The 17315-nt window shown below is 45.9% G+C and carries 11 protein-coding genes; 2 read left to right on the top strand and 9 right to left on the bottom strand.

What is annotated here, in order from left to right; genetic code table 11:
* Positions 1-113: 113 nt before the first annotated feature.
* From EXT48_RS00450 to EXT48_RS00440, 3 genes are all read right to left on the bottom strand, one after another.
* Positions 114-4505 (bottom strand): SDR family NAD(P)-dependent oxidoreductase, encoded by a 4392-nt coding sequence (locus tag EXT48_RS00450; protein WP_130163283.1) that lies wholly within the window; start codon positions 4503-4505, stop codon positions 114-116.
* Positions 4506-4508: 3 nt separating this feature from the next.
* Positions 4509-9734: a non-ribosomal peptide synthetase gene (locus EXT48_RS00445; protein WP_130163282.1), complete on the bottom strand. Its 5226-nt coding sequence runs from the start codon at positions 9732-9734 to the stop codon at positions 4509-4511.
* A gap of 150 nt (positions 9735-9884) precedes the next feature.
* Positions 9885-10088 carry an MbtH family protein gene (locus tag EXT48_RS00440; RefSeq protein ID WP_099031308.1) on the bottom strand — a complete coding sequence of 68 codons (204 nt, stop codon included), beginning with the start codon at positions 10086-10088 and terminating at the stop codon, positions 9885-9887.
* Between the two features lie 284 nt (positions 10089-10372).
* On the opposite strand from EXT48_RS00440, the gene EXT48_RS00435 reads away from it, so the two are divergent.
* Positions 10373-10885 carry an RNA polymerase sigma factor gene (locus EXT48_RS00435; protein WP_099031307.1) on the top strand — a complete coding sequence of 171 codons (513 nt, stop codon included), beginning with the start codon at positions 10373-10375 and terminating at the stop codon, positions 10883-10885.
* A gap of 29 nt (positions 10886-10914) precedes the next feature.
* On the opposite strand, the gene EXT48_RS00430 is transcribed toward EXT48_RS00435, so the two are convergent.
* Positions 10915-11355, bottom strand: coding sequence for a TerB family tellurite resistance protein (locus EXT48_RS00430; protein WP_010374385.1), 441 nt, complete (start codon positions 11353-11355; stop codon positions 10915-10917).
* A 54-nt stretch (positions 11356-11409) separates the two neighbouring features.
* On the opposite strand from EXT48_RS00430, the gene EXT48_RS00425 reads away from it, so the two are divergent.
* Positions 11410-11784, top strand: coding sequence for a hypothetical protein (locus EXT48_RS00425; protein ID WP_039494777.1), 375 nt, complete (start codon positions 11410-11412; stop codon positions 11782-11784).
* A gap of 51 nt (positions 11785-11835) precedes the next feature.
* Here EXT48_RS00425 and EXT48_RS00420 read toward each other — a convergent pair whose 3' ends face one another.
* From EXT48_RS00420 to leuA, 5 genes are all read right to left on the bottom strand, one after another.
* Positions 11836-12426: a hypothetical protein gene (locus EXT48_RS00420; protein WP_130163281.1), complete on the bottom strand. Its 591-nt coding sequence runs from the start codon at positions 12424-12426 to the stop codon at positions 11836-11838.
* Positions 12427-12513: 87 nt separating this feature from the next.
* Entirely contained in the window at positions 12514-13113 is a 600-nt protein-coding gene (gene leuD / locus EXT48_RS00415; RefSeq protein ID WP_130163280.1) for a 3-isopropylmalate dehydratase small subunit, read from the bottom strand.
* Positions 13110-14513: a 3-isopropylmalate dehydratase large subunit gene (leuC, locus tag EXT48_RS00410; protein WP_130163279.1), complete on the bottom strand. Its 1404-nt coding sequence runs from the start codon at positions 14511-14513 to the stop codon at positions 13110-13112. Before leuC ends, leuD begins: the two co-directional genes overlap by 4 nt.
* Before the next feature lie 15 nt (positions 14514-14528).
* Complete coding sequence (leuB, locus tag EXT48_RS00405) at positions 14529-15605, bottom strand: 3-isopropylmalate dehydrogenase (protein WP_130125708.1); 1077 nt, start codon at positions 15603-15605, stop codon at positions 14529-14531.
* On the bottom strand, positions 15602-17149 hold the full coding sequence (gene leuA, locus EXT48_RS00400; RefSeq protein WP_130163278.1) for a 2-isopropylmalate synthase: 1548 nt from the start codon (positions 17147-17149) through the stop codon (positions 15602-15604). The genes leuB and leuA overlap by 4 nt, the downstream gene beginning before the upstream one ends.
* Positions 17150-17315 lie beyond the last annotated feature (166 nt).

Raw genomic sequence — 17315 nt, 5'->3', positions numbered from 1 at the left:
TTAATAAGTGCTGTTTAAAAATCAAATCATTCATTGACGAATAGGGTAAGTAAGGCGGACTTAAGTAAGAGGTGAAGCAAATACAAAAAACGGGTGATAGCCACCCGTTTTAGTTATTGATTTTCTATCTCTGCGAGCAGCGCTTCTTCAATAAGAAACGCTAGGTTATCGATAGTTGGGTCTTCAAAAAATGCAGCTGGAGCTATCTCAACAGCGAAAGCCTGTTTAGCCTTCGCTATCATTTGTATTGCAATAAGCGAATCACCACCTAGTGTAAAGAAGCTGTCAAAAATACCCACTTCACTATAGCCAAGTGACTCACTCCATAGTGTTGCAAGACGTTGTTCGAGCTCACTTTCTGGCGCTTCAAATTCGACATCCATAACAGGACGAGATTTTCCCTGTTGCACGCTGTTAGTGCTAGGATTGGCAATCACTGCTGTAGTGAGTAACTCTTGCAACTTAGCTTCTCGTTGTGCCCAGTTCATGGCTGCTGCGTAGAGATGTGGCAAGTCGGCAGAGATGGCTTGCATAAACAGTGCTGCACCTTGTTCACGATTGAGCCCTAAGCCACTCGCCACTTGTTGCCCAGCAGCCATACCTATGTTATCCCATCCATCCCAGTTGATTGTGCATACAGGGAATGGTAAAGCTTGATAAGGCAGCGCATCTAGATACGCATTTGCAGCACAATAGTCACCTTGCCCAAAGGCGCCAAGCACAGAGGCGAGCGACGAGCAAAATATCATCTTCGCTAGTTGATGATGTGCGAATGCCTGTAATAGGTTATTGGCACCAGATACTTTTGCAGCTAAGGTTTCAGATACTTGCTGCGGGCTTAACTGAGATAACACACCACCTCCGGCTACGCCGGCTGCATGAACAACGTGACTGATATGACCGAGCTGCGCTTCGGCTTGGGCTATGGCACAAGTTAATGCTGCCAAGTCTGTTACGTCCCCTTGCAACACCATCAGATCTGGGGCGAGTGCTTTTAACTCATTCAACTGAGTAAATAATGCCTGCTCTTTTGAGTTTTCGTTATTAATAGCGAGTTCAGGCCATTGCTGCGCAGTGGGTATGGCTCGGCGGCTCAACAGCGCGATTTTATGTCCTTGCTGCGCCAGTTTATTCGCAAGAATAAGCGCTACACCTCCTAATCCCCCCGTAATAAAGGTAACTGGATTATCCGCTCCCGATGCTGTTGTCACCACCTCAGGTGCTGTTTGCTGTGACAAGCTAAAAGCACTTCTACCACGCACAGCAATCTCTAAGCTGCTTTTCTGTGCTAAGTTTTTCAGTATTGTTGAAACCAAGGTTTTACTGTTTGTTGATGACTCTACCTCTGCGACTTCAACCACCTGTACCAACAACTCAGGGACTTCATGACACAAGGCTCGAGTTGCACCTAAAATCGTCGCTTTTGATGGTGATACCGCTTCATTGCCCAACACAGAGAAAAGTCCAGTAGCAACTAAACTTACCCCTATTTTATGTTCAGAAGCCCATTGCAATAGCGCCAAGTGGCTAGTAAACGCCAGGTTATCAGCCCCAAGTAATCTTAAATCAACGACTCGAACGATATCACCAGTTTGCGACATAATGGTCTCAAACGTTTCTATTTGTTGAGTATTACCGCGATAAACCTGCTCTTGTTGCTGAACAAAATCATTCCCATGCCAAAGCTGTAGTACGGAAACTTGTTCTACATTCAACGCCTCCATTAAGGCTTCACATAATGGGCTATCATCACAGACGACTAGCCAGCGCTGACCACTCAAAGGTGCGCTTGGTGCAAGGTTTTGCATCGCCTGTTGCCACACCGGAGCTAATAGTTCAGGCTCAGAGACCTGCGCGTCAGTCACAGCATCATGATTACCTTGTGCCGCTTGCCAGAAACTTGTGTTTGCAAATGCATACTCTGGTGCAAGCATCTTTTGACCATAGGGATATTTCGTAACTTTGTGCCAATCAACACGCTGACCGCACTGCCACAATGTAGCAAGGGTTTTCGCAAACGGGGGCACGCTGGACTTTAGGTCTCTTACATGGGCAATTGAGTGTAGGACTAATGCTTTCTCACCGAGGTTTTGACTACTCAGTTTTTGCAAAGTATCACCGGGGCCTGCTTCGATTAATACTTGACATGTTTGCGCCAGTGTTTGAATTCCTTTAGCAAAATCAACTGGCTGACGGATATGATCAAGCCAATATTGTACTGAGGTCGCTTGGCTATCTGTGATCCATTCCCCGGTGATATTAGAAACAAAAGGAATTTTCGGCGCTTTTAGCTCAATCTTTGCAAACGCCTGTGCAAAAACTGCTAATACAGGTTCAGTTAGATGACTATGGAATGCGTGTGAGACGTGTAAACGGGTACAACTGACTTGCCTCTCTTTTAATTCACCTTGCAGCATTTTAATCGCCGCTTTGGTTCCTGCCACCACCGTATTTTGCGGGCTATTATAGGCTGCAATATCCAGTTCAGCATTGAGGAAAGGTGCAATAGTATTGGCGTCTGCCATAACAGAAAGCATCGCGCCTTCTGCCATTTGCTGTAACGCTTCCCCTCTTGCAACAACGAGATGAATGGCATCATCTACAGACATTACCTCCGCTAAACAAGCCGCAACATATTCACCGATACTGTGACCTAACATCGCATGGACTTGTACTCCATGCGCTTGATAGCATTTAGCCATAGCATAAGCCACAACAAACAATGCAGGTTGCGTTACCCTAGTTTGATTTAAGAGTTGATTGGCCGCCAATATTTGCTCATCGGAGGGGAAAAATACCGCTTCTAGTTCTGCACGTAATTTGCTTGGGAAGCGTGCTAGTACGTCATCGAAGTGAGTCTTAAATTCTGTAACATGACGATATAAAGGCTGTGCCATCGTCACATACTGTGAGCCCTGCCCTGAAAATAGCAAGCCTACCTGCTCTGCTTTTATCACTATCTCATCGGCATATTCACGATTTAACAACTCGATTGCCTGCGCTTCATCTTTTGCGACAATGGCCTGATTTGCAGGCAGCCTACGCTTTTTATGCTGCAGCTGTGCAGCTATAAGTGTCAATTGCTGTGGGTTCTGCGTTATGGCTTTTGCAAGTTGTTGACGCTGCTTAGCTAAACTGGCTGTATTAGCCGCTGAAATCGGTAAAATGTGCCATGCCGTGGGGGCGCTTTCAATCTTTTCAGGTACAGGTAAGTACTCCTCCAAAATAACGTGTGCATTGGTCCCCCCCATTCCCAGCGAGCTGACCGCAGCACGGCGAGGACCATCACAACCCCATGTTTGCGCGTGCTTCGGTAAATAAAACGGACTGTTTTCGAAATCAATTTTACTATTTTGAGGCGAGCTATGAATGCTCGGCGGGATCTCTTTGTGGCGCAAAGCTTGAATAGCTTTAATTAAACCAGTCACACCAGCCGCGGAGTCTAAATGACCAATATTTGCTTTAATTGAGCCAAGGGCACAATATTGTTTTTCAGTGTGCTGATAAACTTGTGATAGTGCTGCGACTTCAATTGGGTCGCCAAGTTTTGTGCCGGTACCATGGCTTTCAATGTAGCCAATGGAGCGCGGCTCGACATCTGCAAACTCCAAAGCGGCACGTATCGCATTAGCCTGTCCAGTGACGCTCGGAGCGGTATAGCCAACCTTGTCTCTGCCATCATTATTAATCGCAGATCCCTTAATCACCGCTAAGATGTGATCGCCATCTTCTATCGCTTCTTCCACACGCTTTAATACCACAGCAGCAGTGCCACTGCCAATTAAGATGCCATCGGCGTGTTCGCTAAATGCACTCAACTTACCACTGGTTGATAAGCTACCACCAGCGGGGGCAAGATATCCTTGTTCGTCGAGTAAATTGAGCCACACACCACCTGCAAGGGCTGCATCACACTCATAGTTTTGCAATGCTCGACAGGCCATGTGTACGGCGACTAAAGAGGTTGAGCAAGCCGTTTGCACCGTTACCGCGGGCCCAGTTAAATCAAGTTCGTAACTAATGCGAGTAGCCAGCGCGTCTTTCTCATTGCCATTGGTGAGCGCTAAGAGGCTGGTGATGTCATTGTCTTGCTGCTGCGGCAATAAATGTTTAAGTAAGTATGCTGGCACACCACAACCGGCAAATACGCCTGTGAACTGGCCACTCGCTGGTAAGCCTGCATGCTCCAAAGCGTGCCAACACGTTTGCAGAAATAGGCGCTGTTGAGGATCTAATTGTGTAGCTTCTTTTGGCGTATAGCCAAAAAACTCCGCATCGAACTGAGCTTTGTTTGCAAATGGGATGGACGCATTGACATAATCAGGGTGGCTGCGCTGTGCTTCACTGACCCCCGCAGCCGTTAGCTGTTCTTCTGTCAAAGTCTCAATAGCGCAATGACCATTGCGAACGTTTTGCCACAATGCTTCAACGTTATCGGCGTCAGGAAAGCGCCCAGCCATTCCCACCACTGCAATATCTAAAGGATTAAATGTTTGCTCTGTCATTAGTTACACTTCTCTTGATTTACGCTTCTTGGCAGCAAAGGCACTCATAGCTTGCTTTTGTTTTTTATTATTTGACGTTGGCAGTGATGTGCTTTGCGCACTGACAGTTGTCGTCAAATAACTCGCTAAGCTGGCAATACTTGGGTACTGGAATAGATCCGTTAATGATAATGATGGATGATCAGGCTTGAGCTCATCGTATATCGCCATCAGTAACAGGGAGTGACCACCTAAGTCGAAAAAGTTTTGTTCTATAGCAATGGAGTCTCGTTGTAGGTGGCGAGAAAATACTTTGATTAACTGCTGTTCTAACTCACTTGCGTTTGCTTTCGGCGTTTCACTGCTCTGCATCACTTTGATATCCGGCAGTTTATGACGCTCTAATTTGCCACTTTCAGAAAGAGGCAGTTTATCTAACACCAAAATCGCATCAGGGATCATATAATGAGGTAATTGCAGCTGTAACGCCTGTTTCAATTCAACTTCGGTTACACCATCAGCCTCAACATAAGCGACTAAACTTACTGAGTTTTGCGTATCCCTCAGCTGTACCACCGCATGTTTAACTGTAGGTAGGTTGCAAAGTTGTGCTTCAACTTCTGATAATTCAACTCTAAATCCTCTTATTTTCACCTGGTGGTCTTGACGACCTATGTATTCCAGCTGCTCTCCCTGCCAACGCACCAAGTCGCCAGTAGCGTACATACGAGCGCCATCTTGGCTAAATGGATCAGCGATAAACTTACACGCTGTCAATCCTCGTTGCTGCCAATAACCTCTCGCTAAAATATCACCACCAACGTACAACTCACCTACTTCACCTTGTGGCACTAACTGCAATGCACTATCTAACACATAAAGCTGTCGCCCTTGGATAGCATTACCAATCGGTACATTGGCAAATGGTTCAAGTACGGTGCAATCAAATACACTTGCTTCTACAACAATCTCTGTAGGCCCATAGGTATTCAGCAATTTGACATGACCTAACCCTGCAGCTCGCCAATCCGCGACGCCAGTTGTCGACATCGCTTCACCACCTGAATGCACCTGACGAAGATAAGGAAGCGCCAGCGCACCATGATGTTTAGCGTGTTGCGCCCACGAAGCGGCGATCGTACGCCAGTAAGCCGCACTTAAATCCATGATGGTAATTCGATGTCGTTGCGCCTGAGCATAAAGCGTTTGCGCATCCCATAATGCATCTTCTCGAAGTACTAAGGTCGCACCCACAGTCCAAGTTGGGAACACTTGCTCCACGAAAGCATCAAAGTTTGCAGTCGCAAATTGCAACACCACATCCTTTGCAGTTAGCGCCATAAAGTCGATAGCTGACGTAATGTATTTTGCCAACGCCCCATGCTCTATCGCTATTCCTTTAGGTGTTCCAGTCGAGCCAGAGGTATAGTTTAGATACGCCACAGCAAGATGATTAATATCACCAATATCCTTTATTTTATCCGCCAGTCCTGAGGTGTCGAATAACTCCGCAGGTGTAAAAACATCGCCCTGCCATACCGAGTTAGTTGAGACACCTTCACTAATAAGTTTGCAACAGTTGGCATCTTCTAGCATGAATGCTAATTTGGCTTCAGGGAAATTGGCATCCAATGGTAAATAACCCGCACCAGCAAGTAGGCATCCTAGGGTACAGGCCAGCATCTCTGGCGTTCGAGGTAACAAGATCCCCACCACGCTTTCCGCTCCAACGCCCGCAGCGGAAAGTTTCTGTGCAACACGAGATGCGCGTTGCCACAGCCAGCTATAACTATAATCTTCATTGCGATAAATTATGGCAGTTGCTTCAGCGCTTACATTCGCATGCTGCGCGATTTGCGAAAGCCAGTCGATTTTTTCTTCAGCGCTCGCTTTGCCCTTCCCAAGCGCTAATAATGCGCCCTCTTGTGCCACCATCACTAACTCCGCAATCGCTTTATTAGGGTGTCGAACGGCCTGTTGTAGCAGGGTGAGCCAGCTTTGCATAAAGTTTTGCATCTGCGCTTTTGAGAACAGAGTACCGTTATACTGAAGTTCTAAATCAAGATGGCCTTCATTAAACAATCTAGAATCTAAGCTAAAGTCAAACTGTACTTCTTGATTGAGCGCTTCCACAGTACTTGCTTGCACAGATGCACTTTCACGCCAAGGGCTTGCTTGGTACTCAACATGGTTAAACATGAATTGGAATAACGGATTGTGCCCAAGGTTGCGATCTGGGTTTAACAGCTCGACTAGTTTTTCGAAAGGGTAATCTTGATACTGTTGCGCCTCTAGCGCGCGCTGTTTTACCTGAGCTATCACGTCCCCGAACGTCATGGCAGGGTTAATATCTGCAGTAAGCACTTGCGTATTAACAAAAAAGCCTAACATTTCTTGAGTCGAGGCACTGCGTCTATTTGCAACCGGAACGCCAACTCGTGGCTTTGACTTACCATATAAACGATAAAACGTGACCTGCAAAGATGCTAACAACAACATGTACAAACTTGCACTTTGCTGATGTGAAAAGGCTTGGAGTTGCTGAACTTGGCGATAATCTAATTGCTCACATAACAATCTAGACTGTAACCCTTGCTGCGTATTTTCACGCTGCGTAGTGATAAGTTCCTCATCCCCATCACCTGATAGCTGTGCTAGCCAGTAAGTCTGTTGCTGCTTTGCATCCGCACTCTCGAGCCAATCTTGCTGCCATTGAGCAAAGTCACCGTACTGCAGTAAACTCTGCTCAATATTTACTTCAGTACCTTTTTCAAGCGCATGATATATATCAGCTATTTGCTTTATCAACAGCTCGAAGGACCATGCATCCCCCACAATGTGATGCATCGCTACCAATAAAGTAAACTGTCGCGGCGCAACCTCCACCAGTGCAACCCTGAAACAGTCTCCCTCCATAAGGGCAAAGGGAGTTTGATACCATTTAGCAATCCAACTGGATTGGTGCTCCTGAGATAAATGTGACATATCTTCAACACACCAGTTTAATGGACGAGATGACGCAGTCTGTCGCCATTGCCCACTTCCACTTTTCATAAATTGCTGTCTCAAGATTGGGTGGCGGGCAAACACCACACGGCAAGCCTGCTCTACATGCTCAATTGACACTGAGCCTAATAAAGTGGTTTTTGCCCCAATATGATAGGCGTTGCTTTCAGGCTGCAGTTGCCATAAAAACAGTTGCCTTTGCTGTTGGGCGCTCAAAGGATGATCTATTTGATGCGTTGGGAGTAACTGAAGCCTGTTCGTATTTTGCGCCTTACTGTGTTTAATAAGCTCGCAAAAATCACCAAATTCAGGGGCATTAAATAAACAAGTCGTCTCCAGCTGACAATCAAACTGTGTTTGAACCAACGCAATTAAACGTACCGCTTTGAGTGAATTCCCGCCTAAAGAAAAAAAGTTAGCTCGGTTATTTGTCACTGGATAGTTGAGTACCTGCTGCCACGACTTAGCGATCGCTTGTTCAAAATCAGACCATGCCTCTACCGTACATTCTACTTGCCCAAGATTGCGCAACGCTTCGCTATCAAAAGCACCGTATGGCACCAACTGTGCTCTTTGATATAGTTTAAGACAGGCACTACGCTGCAATTTTCCGCTAGATGTTTTCGGCAAGATGCCCTGATCAAGCAGTAGTACGAGTTCGGGACTGTGGCCGAATTGCGTGCTGATAAAATTTCTTACTACTTCAGCAGTGAGCTCCGCCGCAACAGTGTTTCGATAGCTGTTCGTGGTCTCGATAGCAAGACCAATCCCTTCTCCAGTTTCCGCGCTTGGAACTGGAAATGCTGACACTCGACCTTTACGCACAAAGCTCAATTCCGCTTCAATCACTCTTTCGATGTCTTGGGGATAAACATTGTGGCCATTCATGATGATCAAATCTTTTTCTCTTCCTGAGATAAAGAGTTGACCATCAAAGATGTAGCCTACATCACCTGTTCTTAACCAACGCTTGCCATCTCGCTCGATAAAGGTGGCTCGTGTCGCTTCTTCGTTTTGCCAATACCCTACTGCGATACTGGGACCTGCAGTCCATATTTCTCCAATCAAACCATCTGCAAGTTGCTGATGAGTTTGTGGATCGCTAATACGTAAGAAATGCTCACTGGCGACGATACCGCAGCCGACCTGATGGCGGTAATGTTCTGTATTTCTCCAGTCCTGACTTGGAACCGACTTTGCAATACCTTCGGCTAATTTAGCGCTATCAAATGCCGTCACATACGCGCCTTGATTGGCGTGACTGCCAGTCACCATCAATGTTCCTTCAGCGAGGCCGTAGCATGGGTAAATAGCCTGCTTGTTTAAACCACAAGCGGAGAAGCGCTCAGCAAAGTCAATGAGTGTATCGTGTCTGATGGGTTCAGCCCCAGAGTATGCAACTCGCCAATGACTCAGATCGAGCTCTTCTAGCACTTTTTCCTTTACTCTCTCCAAACACAATCGAAATGAAAAGTCAGGGCCTCCAGAGATAGTCCCCTTGTACTGACTTAGTAGTTGCAACCACCTTACAGGCCTTTCCATAAAGTAACGAGGAGAAGTCAATACCAGAGGAAACCCCATAAATAAAGGTTGTAGTAAGCCTCCAATTAACCCCATATCATGAAATAGCGGCAACCAGCTAACCATAACATCGCTGCTCGTCGTCTCCATCCGCTCGCTAATCGCTCGCTCATTCGCAATTAGGTTCTCATGACTAACCATCACCCCTTTAGGTGTTGCTGTTGAACCTGATGTGTACTGCAAAAATGCAATGTCATTTGGCGCTGTATTGGCACGTTGAGCTGGTATATTTATCTCCTGCAACTCATCAACACTTAACATCGACGCACCAGAAGTTTGTTCGGTCAGAGCTTGCACCGTCTCACTGAAACGGGCAGTGGTAAGAATTAAAGTCGCACTGGCGTCTTTGGCGATCCCTATTGTTCTCGCGAGATGTTGTGGCTTCGTCGATTCAGGAGGAAAGCTAGGAATAGCAGTGATCCCACAATACTGACAGGCTAAAAAGCTGGCAACGTACTCAATACCAGTTTCCATCAAAATCAGGGCTCTATCCCCTGGTTTTGCATACTGTTGAAAATGACTGGCAACAAGCATCACTTTTTCAAGTAGCGTTTGATAAGTCCACTGCGTAGTCAATTTGCGTTCAACACAGACCAGCGCAAGTTGATTCGGCTGGGTTTCAGCATGATGTATAAGATGGTCAGTTATTGTAATGGCGGACATAGTTTACTCCGTAAATCACCGACGTTTGAATGGTATCCAGCCACGTTCTAACGCCTGCTAACGAAAAAAATCGGATAAATAGGCCGATCTATTGCAACATAAAAATTACAAAATCATCGATACTAAATAGATAACAGGTAATTAGGGCAATCAGCTTGTTAAAGCTTGACGTAAGCTCAGTGGTCTCATATCAGTCCAATGTTGATTGATATAATCAAGACAAGTCTGCTTGTCTCCTTCACAGCCTACTTCACGCCATCCCCCAGGAATTGATTTATAACTTGGCCAAAGAGAGTATTGTTCTTCATGATTAATCAATACTTTAAATGTGCTATTTTCATTATCAAAGCTCATAACTTTTACCCAGACTGTAAATAAACGAAGTTGCTAGCAATGACGCCTCAACTGCAAAATTATTTAGTTTTATTTCACTCAAAATTAAATCCAGACGCTCAGCATTGCAGTTTCGTTGATGGTTAAATCCCCAAAACCAATACTTTTGTTAATCATAAGAAAAAAATAAAACACAAAAAGTAAACTTTGCACTTGACAGCCCTCCTTTATAAAAAATAGAATAACTGATAATTATTATCATTTGCGTTGTTGTTATTTTTGAAATGCTTAAGGAGTAAGTAGCTGTGTCTCAATTTGCGGTTAAGTGGTCGCGTGTTATTTCTGAAAACGAGTCAAAATTACTTGTATACCTATCCAGTATTTTACGCTGTCCGTATTTAGCTGAAGATGCCTTGCAAGATACCTATATTCGGTTAGCTGGCATGTCCACAAGCCAGAATGAAGCCGTCAAAAATGCAACTAGTTTTTGCTATCAAGTTGCACGAAATATCGCTATCGATATGTTGAGAAAGTTCAATCGTGAAAATTTAGTTGATATTGAGGCCAGTCATTTTGAACAACTGACTGACCACCAAATAGATGTTGAATCTAAATATGAGAGTGAGCAGCTGAGTGGAAAGATCAACGATACAATTGGAAAGCTATCTCGCCGCCATCAAAACATTCTTTCTTTTTATCGTCATGGGAGACTTAAACAGAAAGAAATAGCCAACCTTTATAAAATCTCTCCTACCTTAGTCAACTTTATGATCAAAGAAGCTATCAGTAGCTGCCAAACGGAGTTAGTTAGCCATTAGCGATTGATTAGTATAAAACAGCGCACCGATCACTCTGGCTGTGCGCGAAGCTTTGCTGCGATAAAGTCGGCATGGGCAACATAAAACAGCCCGGCTATTTTCCGAATGATATGGTCTTCATGGCTGTCGAGTTCACCATCGGCATAAGCAACGTGCCACAATAGCTCAATGACCTCGATGCGCTCAATGTCGCTAGTGTGATTATTCACTTGTTTGGCAAAAGAATACATATCTACCGCCTGTTCCACCAATTGCTGTGCTTGCGTTATCAGTGCACTGACTTGTGGTTCAGGCAATTCACAACGTGTTTTGAGTAGCTCCGCAATTTTATCGAACTCCGACTGTTGTAGTTTGCCGTCCGCTCGCATCACTTCAACCAGTAATGCAGCAAGCGCGGTATTAAAGTCGATTTCTTGTTTCGGTGACGACTCCTGCAAGCTTTGAAATAGTTTTTTAAGTTGGTTAAGCAAGTGGCTAATCTCCCATGTGATATACTGTAAATGTAGCAGACTAAAAGGACAGTTATGCGTAAGTTATCATTGAGACTAAATTCATTAAAGCTAAGTTCCCTAGTCGTAGGTGCAACACTGCTCTCGGCATGCCAATATACACCGGTTCCACGAGGCGAACCTGAAAAGCTCTATGACTTTGACCACAAAGTACATTATGAGCAAACCACGTATAACGATGACCACTTTCGACTGGCAATTAAGCCAGATAGTTATGCGCATTTTAGGCAACAAAGCGTATTTTTGCTGCGCCATGCCAAACGCTTATGCCAAGGCAGTAACCCACAATTGACATTACTTGGTGGCGTTCAAGGCTTTGATAAGATGCCATTAGAGCCAAGACCTTACCAAAATGACTTAACAGTAGACGTAAAATGTGTGGCCAAATAGCCACACATTTTTATTAGCGCTATAAATCTTTTTCAGTAACCCGCTCTGGGTTTAGTTTTCGTATCCCCAAGGTGCTGCTGGTGCGGTTACCGGTTTTGTTAAATCAAAGTCCACTCGGAACTCTCGCCCTTCACGCACTAAACGATAGGTAAACTGCTCTGGATAGATATACATCTGCCATGTATTTCCGACTGACTGTGGGATCCCTTGCTGGACAAATAACTGTTTTGAGTATTCATCAGCCGGGAACGACTGCACGGTATTAAATCCCGCATCTAGGGTATGACCACCATACATAGTAGAAACATCGTCGCTGCCATCTTCATGACGGTGATCATGCTTTAAGCTCAAACCACTCCCTGTTTTGGTGATGATCCAAGTTCTTGAAGCATCTTTTCCTACATGAAATGGGACTTGAAGCTCAGCGTCACCACATTTACGAACGTGCATCACAAGACGCGCATCGCTAAAACTGCTTGGACCTTGATTATCCACCGTTACTTTACCTTCGTAGGCTTTGCCACAGTGCGCTTTAATAGCGTCAAAAAATGCATCATGGCTTGGGATGGAAACCAGCGGGGCAGGACGCGCGAAGGCTGCGCAGCTCAAGGTTGCGAGTAGCGCTAAAGTTAATTTTTTCATTGGAGACACCTAAAAAAAATAAAGCCAGAGCTTAATCAGCTTCTGGCTTTGTGGCAAAATTATTCGACCAAATTGAGTAGACAGCTATTATTGCCAAGGTCTTATCGTAGCAAGCTGCTGCTCAAAGGCATCAATTTGGGCATTTAATAATTCGGTCTCACCGATAAAGTCAAGGCCACTCAAGAGGCGTGCTTTGATGTCTTCTCGCACCTCAAAGTCAATTGGTGCAATACCCGCTCCGCTTATCTGCTGCGCTTCTAGGTCAATACTCAAATGCACTTGTGGTTGTTGCTCACATGCATCGAAGAGCGTATCTAACGTGTTGGCTGGTAACGCAATGCAAAGCATTTGGTTATTACCACAATTGTTAAAAAAGATATCGGCAAAGCTCTCGGCTAAGATCACGGTAAAACCATATTGTTTTAGTGCCCAAGGAGCATGCTCACGAGACGAACCACAACCAAAGTTGTCACGGGTTAACAAGATTGACGCGCCCTGATATTGTTGATAGTTAAGTACAAAATTCGGATCTGGCTGGCCATCTTCAAGATAGCGCCAATCATAAAACAGCGCTTTATCAAACCCATCGCGGCTGGTTGAAGTTAAAAACTGCTTGGGAATAATTTGGTCTGTATCAACATTGTTTTTGTCTAATGGCGCAACTAGGCCCTGATGAAACACGCTCATGACGCCTCTCCTCGAATATCAGTAAAGTGACCAGCAATTGCTGCCGCAGCCGCCATTGCTGGACTCACCAAATGCGTACGACCACCTCGCCCTTGGCGCCCTTCAAAGTTCCGGTTTGAGGTCGATGCACAGCGTTTTTCTGCACCAAGACGATCATCGTTCATCGCCAAGCACATAGAGCAGCCCGGTTCACGCCACTCAAACCCGGCAGCTTTGAAAATATCGGCTAAGCCTTCTTGTTCGGCTTGCTGTTTTACTAATCCAGATCCCGGGACGATTAGCGCTTCAACGCCTGCAGCTACGTGCTTGCCCACCACCACTTGTGCCGCGGCACGCAAATCTTCAATACGGCTATTGGTGCAAGAGCCAATAAATACGGTGTCGACTTTGGCATCGCTTAGCCTTTGTCCTGCTGTGAGGCCCATATATTTCAGCGCGCTGCGCATCGCATCTGCTTTGACTAAATTAGGTTCATCGTCAGGGTTAGGTACTAAGTCATTAATACCAATGACTTGCTCTGGACTTGTCCCCCAGGTTACTTGAGGTTGCACACTATCAGCATCCAGCTCCACGACACGATCAAATTCAGCATCCGGGTCGCTATGCAAGGTTTGCCAATAGCGCACCGCAGCATCAAAGTCTTCGCCTTGAGGTGCAAATGGGCGACCACGTAAATACGCAAAGGTTTTCTCGTCAGGTGCGATCAAGCCAGCTTTCGCCCCCATTTCAATACTCATATTACAGAGCGTCATCCGCGCTTCCATCGACAGCGCTTCGATCCCCGTCCCACAAAACTCAGCCACATAGCCAGTGCCACCAGCTGTGCCTAATTGCCCAATCACAGCGAGGATCAAGTCTTTTGCAGTCACGGTCGGACGCAAGATGCCATTCACCTGAATTTTTAACGATTTGGCTTTTTTCTGCTGCAATGTTTGCGTGGCCAGCACATGTTCAACCTCTGATGTACCAATACCGTGAGCCAGCGCACCAAATGCACCATGCGTTGAGGTATGGCTATCGCCACATACAATCGTTGTACCTGGCAAAGTGATCCCTTGCTCAGGTCCCATTACGTGCACTATACCTTGGTTAATCGAATTCAAATCGTAAAGTACAATGCCGAACTCTTCACAGTTTTGTGCCAACGCTTGTAGCTGGTTTTTGCTCACCTCACTGGCAGCATCAATCGAACGGCTCTTGGTCGAGACATTATGATCCATTGTCGCAAAGGTTTTTTCTGGACATCTTACCGGACGATTCTGCTCTCTTAAGCCCGCAAATGCCTGCGGTGAAGTGACTTCGTGTACTAGATGACGGTCAATGTACAAGAGATCGGTTTGCTCGTTTAATTTAGCAACCACATGGGATTGCCAAATTTTATCGTATAATGTTTTTGCCACTTGCTCTTACCTTTATTAAACCCTGTCGACGATCGCTTGCGCGACATCCATAGTAGTAAATCCTGCTTGAGGATAGATATCCGGTGTACCTACACCATCTTTCACCGCCTCTGCTACTGCCTTTTCAATTGCGCGTGCCGCTTCATCCTGCCCCAATGAATAACGTAGCATCAGCGCGGCACTTAAGATTTGTGCGATTGGGTTTGCCACCCCTTTACCGGCGATATCTGGTGCTGAGCCGCCCGCTGGCTCATATAAGCCAAAGCCCGATTGGTTTAGACTTGCCGATGGTAATAACCCCATGGAACCCGTGATCATTGCACATTCATCAGAAAGGATGTCACCGAACAGGTTGTCGCACAGTAGCACATCAAACTGGCTTGGTTGCTTTACCAACTGCATCGCAGCGTTGTCGATATAGATGTGATCAAGCGTCACATCTGGGTATTCTTTCGCGACTTCATTGACTACTTCACGCCACAGTACACTGGTTGCCAACACGTTGGCTTTGTCTACAGACGTCACATGATTGCTTCTAAGTCTCGCTGCATCAAAAGCAAAACGGGCGATGCGTTCGATTTCTTTGCGCGAATAGGTTTGCGTATCAAACGCCGACTCGCTTTCGCCCTCACCTTGGCGACCTTTTTCGCCAAAATAAATCCCGCCAGTAAGCTCACGAACGCATAAAATATCAAAACCTTGCTGGCTAATGTCACTGCGTAGTGGAGAGGCTGCACTCAATGCGGGTAATAGCTGCGCAGGACGCAGATTACAAAATAGCTGAAAGTGCTTTCTAAGCGGTAATAAGGATGCCCGCTCTGGTTGCTCATTTGGTGGTAAGTGCTCCCACTTAGGCCCACCCACAGAGCCAAACAGAATCGCATCAGCGGCTTCACACGCGGCTAATGTCGCTGCGGGTAAGGCTTCGCCAAATTGGTCTATGGCCGCACCACCAATCGCTTGTGGTGATTTTTCTAAAGCAAAGTTGAACTTAGTCGCCACTTTATCTAATACCAGCTCAGCGGCTTGCATCACTTCTGGACCAATTCCATCTCCAGCTAGTACTGCGATTTTGTAGTTTGTTTGACTCATCCTGCTTTCCTTTGTTGTTTTAGGCTAGACACTTTTTGTGCTCTATCAATTAGGTTATATACTCGGATCATGGCTCTCACTGACGCTTCGACAATGTCGGCTGCAAGTCCCATACCGTGATATTGCTTACCATCAAACTTGGCAATAATATCGACTTGGCCCAGTGAACTTGCCCCTTTACCCGTCGCATCAAGGTTATATTCCACCACTTCCACCGCCATGCCAGTGATACGCTCGATAGCTAGAAATGCCGCTTCTACAGGACCGTTGCCGGTTGCCGCTTCTTGCTTAAGCTCACCATTCAAGGCAATCCCCACAGTCGCGCTCGCGATAGATTGAGAGTTAGAAGATGCATTGACGAACTGTAATTGGTAGCGCTCGTCTTTATCTTTGATTTGGTTGAAATAAATCATCGCTTCAAGGTCATAGTCGTAAACCGTGCCCTTTTGATCGGCTAACGCCAAGAAGCTTTCATACAGGCTATCCATATCGTAATCCGATTTCTGATAGCCAAGCTCGGTAAGACGATGCTCGATAACATGTCGACCAGAGCGTGAAGTCATATTTAACTGGTTACTCGGCACGCCAACGGTTTCTGGTGCCATGATTTCATAGGTGTTTTGTGCTTTTAAGACGCCGTCTTGGTGAATACCCGAGCTATGTGCAAAGGCATTTTCACCTACAATTGCCTTGTTTGGCTGCACCGGCATATTGCAGATTTTAGCAACTTGGCGCGACGCGCGATAAATCTCTTCGCTACGAATATCGGTGTGCACTTTTAGGTGGTCTTGACGCATCTTCATAATCATCGCCACTTCTTCTAGTGAGCAGTTACCTGCACGCTCACCAATACCATTGATGGTACATTCGATTTGTCTTGCACCGGCTTGTACCGCCGCGATTGAATTTGCCACCGCAAGTCCTAAATCATTGTGACAATGGACACTTAGTCTGGCTTTGTCGATGTTAGGTACATTATTTCGAATATGATAAATCATCGCTGCATACTCGTCTGGTGTGACGTAACCTACGGTATCAGGCAAGTTAATCGTAGATGCACCGGCATTAATCGCCGCTTCAACAATACGACACAGATCAGAGTGAGGCGTACGGCCGGCGTCTTCACATGAAAACTCAACATCATCAGTGTACTTTCTGGCTTGAGTAATGGCCTTAATCGCCATGTTAGTCGCATCATCTAGACTCATTCTTAACTTATGTTCTAGGTGCAGAGGACTGGTTGCAATAAAAGTGTGAATGCGGCGCTGCTCAGCACCTTTAAGGGCTTCGCCACACGCGTCGATATCTTTACTAACCGCACGCGCAAGGCCGCAAATCGCAGGACCTTTTACCTCGGCAGCAATGCGTTGTACCGCACGAAAATCAGCCGGACTTGATACTGGAAAACCCACTTCCATAACATCCACATTGAGACGACTAATGGTATGCGCCAGCTGTATTTTATCTTCTTCTGTTAAGCTGGCTTTTAACGCCTGCTCACCGTCCCTTAATGTTGTATCGAAAATCCAGACTTTATCTTGCATACCCTTATCCTCAGCCAAAAAAAACCCCGCAAGTGCGGGGTGTCTACAGTAAATGTCGCTCAATTCGCGCAATTACACCCCACCCCTCTGGTTTACCAGTAGGAGGTTAAGAAGGAGTGAAATACGCGCAGTCATTTTCATTGAGCTAAGTGTTCCTGTTGATGAA

The sequence above is a fragment of the Pseudoalteromonas sp. CO348 genome (assembly GCF_004208845.1).
Lineage (GTDB): Bacteria > Pseudomonadota > Gammaproteobacteria > Enterobacterales > Alteromonadaceae > Pseudoalteromonas > Pseudoalteromonas maricaloris.
The sequence above is the reverse complement of the archived record's forward strand: the minus strand, read 5'-3'. Positions and strand labels throughout refer to the sequence as shown.

What these genes read in the sequence shown, in the direction of transcription:
- EXT48_RS00440 (WP_099031308.1), bottom strand. Translation starts at nt 10,088, where the DNA reads ATGAGCTTTGATAATGAAAATAGCACATTTAAAGTATTGATTAATCAT.
- leuB (WP_130125708.1), bottom strand. Translation starts at nt 15,605, where the DNA reads ATGAGTCAAACAAACTACAAAATCGCAGTACTAGCTGGAGATGGAATT.
- EXT48_RS00420 (WP_130163281.1), bottom strand. Translation starts at nt 12,426, where the DNA reads ATGAAAAAATTAACTTTAGCGCTACTCGCAACCTTGAGCTGCGCAGCC.
- EXT48_RS00445 (WP_130163282.1), bottom strand. Translation starts at nt 9,734, where the DNA reads ATGTCCGCCATTACAATAACTGACCATCTTATACATCATGCTGAAACC.
- leuD (WP_130163280.1), bottom strand. Translation starts at nt 13,113, where the DNA reads ATGAGCGTGTTTCATCAGGGCCTAGTTGCGCCATTAGACAAAAACAAT.
- leuA (WP_130163278.1), bottom strand. Translation starts at nt 17,149, where the DNA reads ATGCAAGATAAAGTCTGGATTTTCGATACAACATTAAGGGACGGTGAG.
- EXT48_RS00450 (WP_130163283.1), bottom strand. Translation starts at nt 4,505, where the DNA reads ATGACAGAGCAAACATTTAATCCTTTAGATATTGCAGTGGTGGGAATG.
- EXT48_RS00425 (WP_039494777.1), top strand. Translation starts at nt 11,410, where the DNA reads ATGCGTAAGTTATCATTGAGACTAAATTCATTAAAGCTAAGTTCCCTA.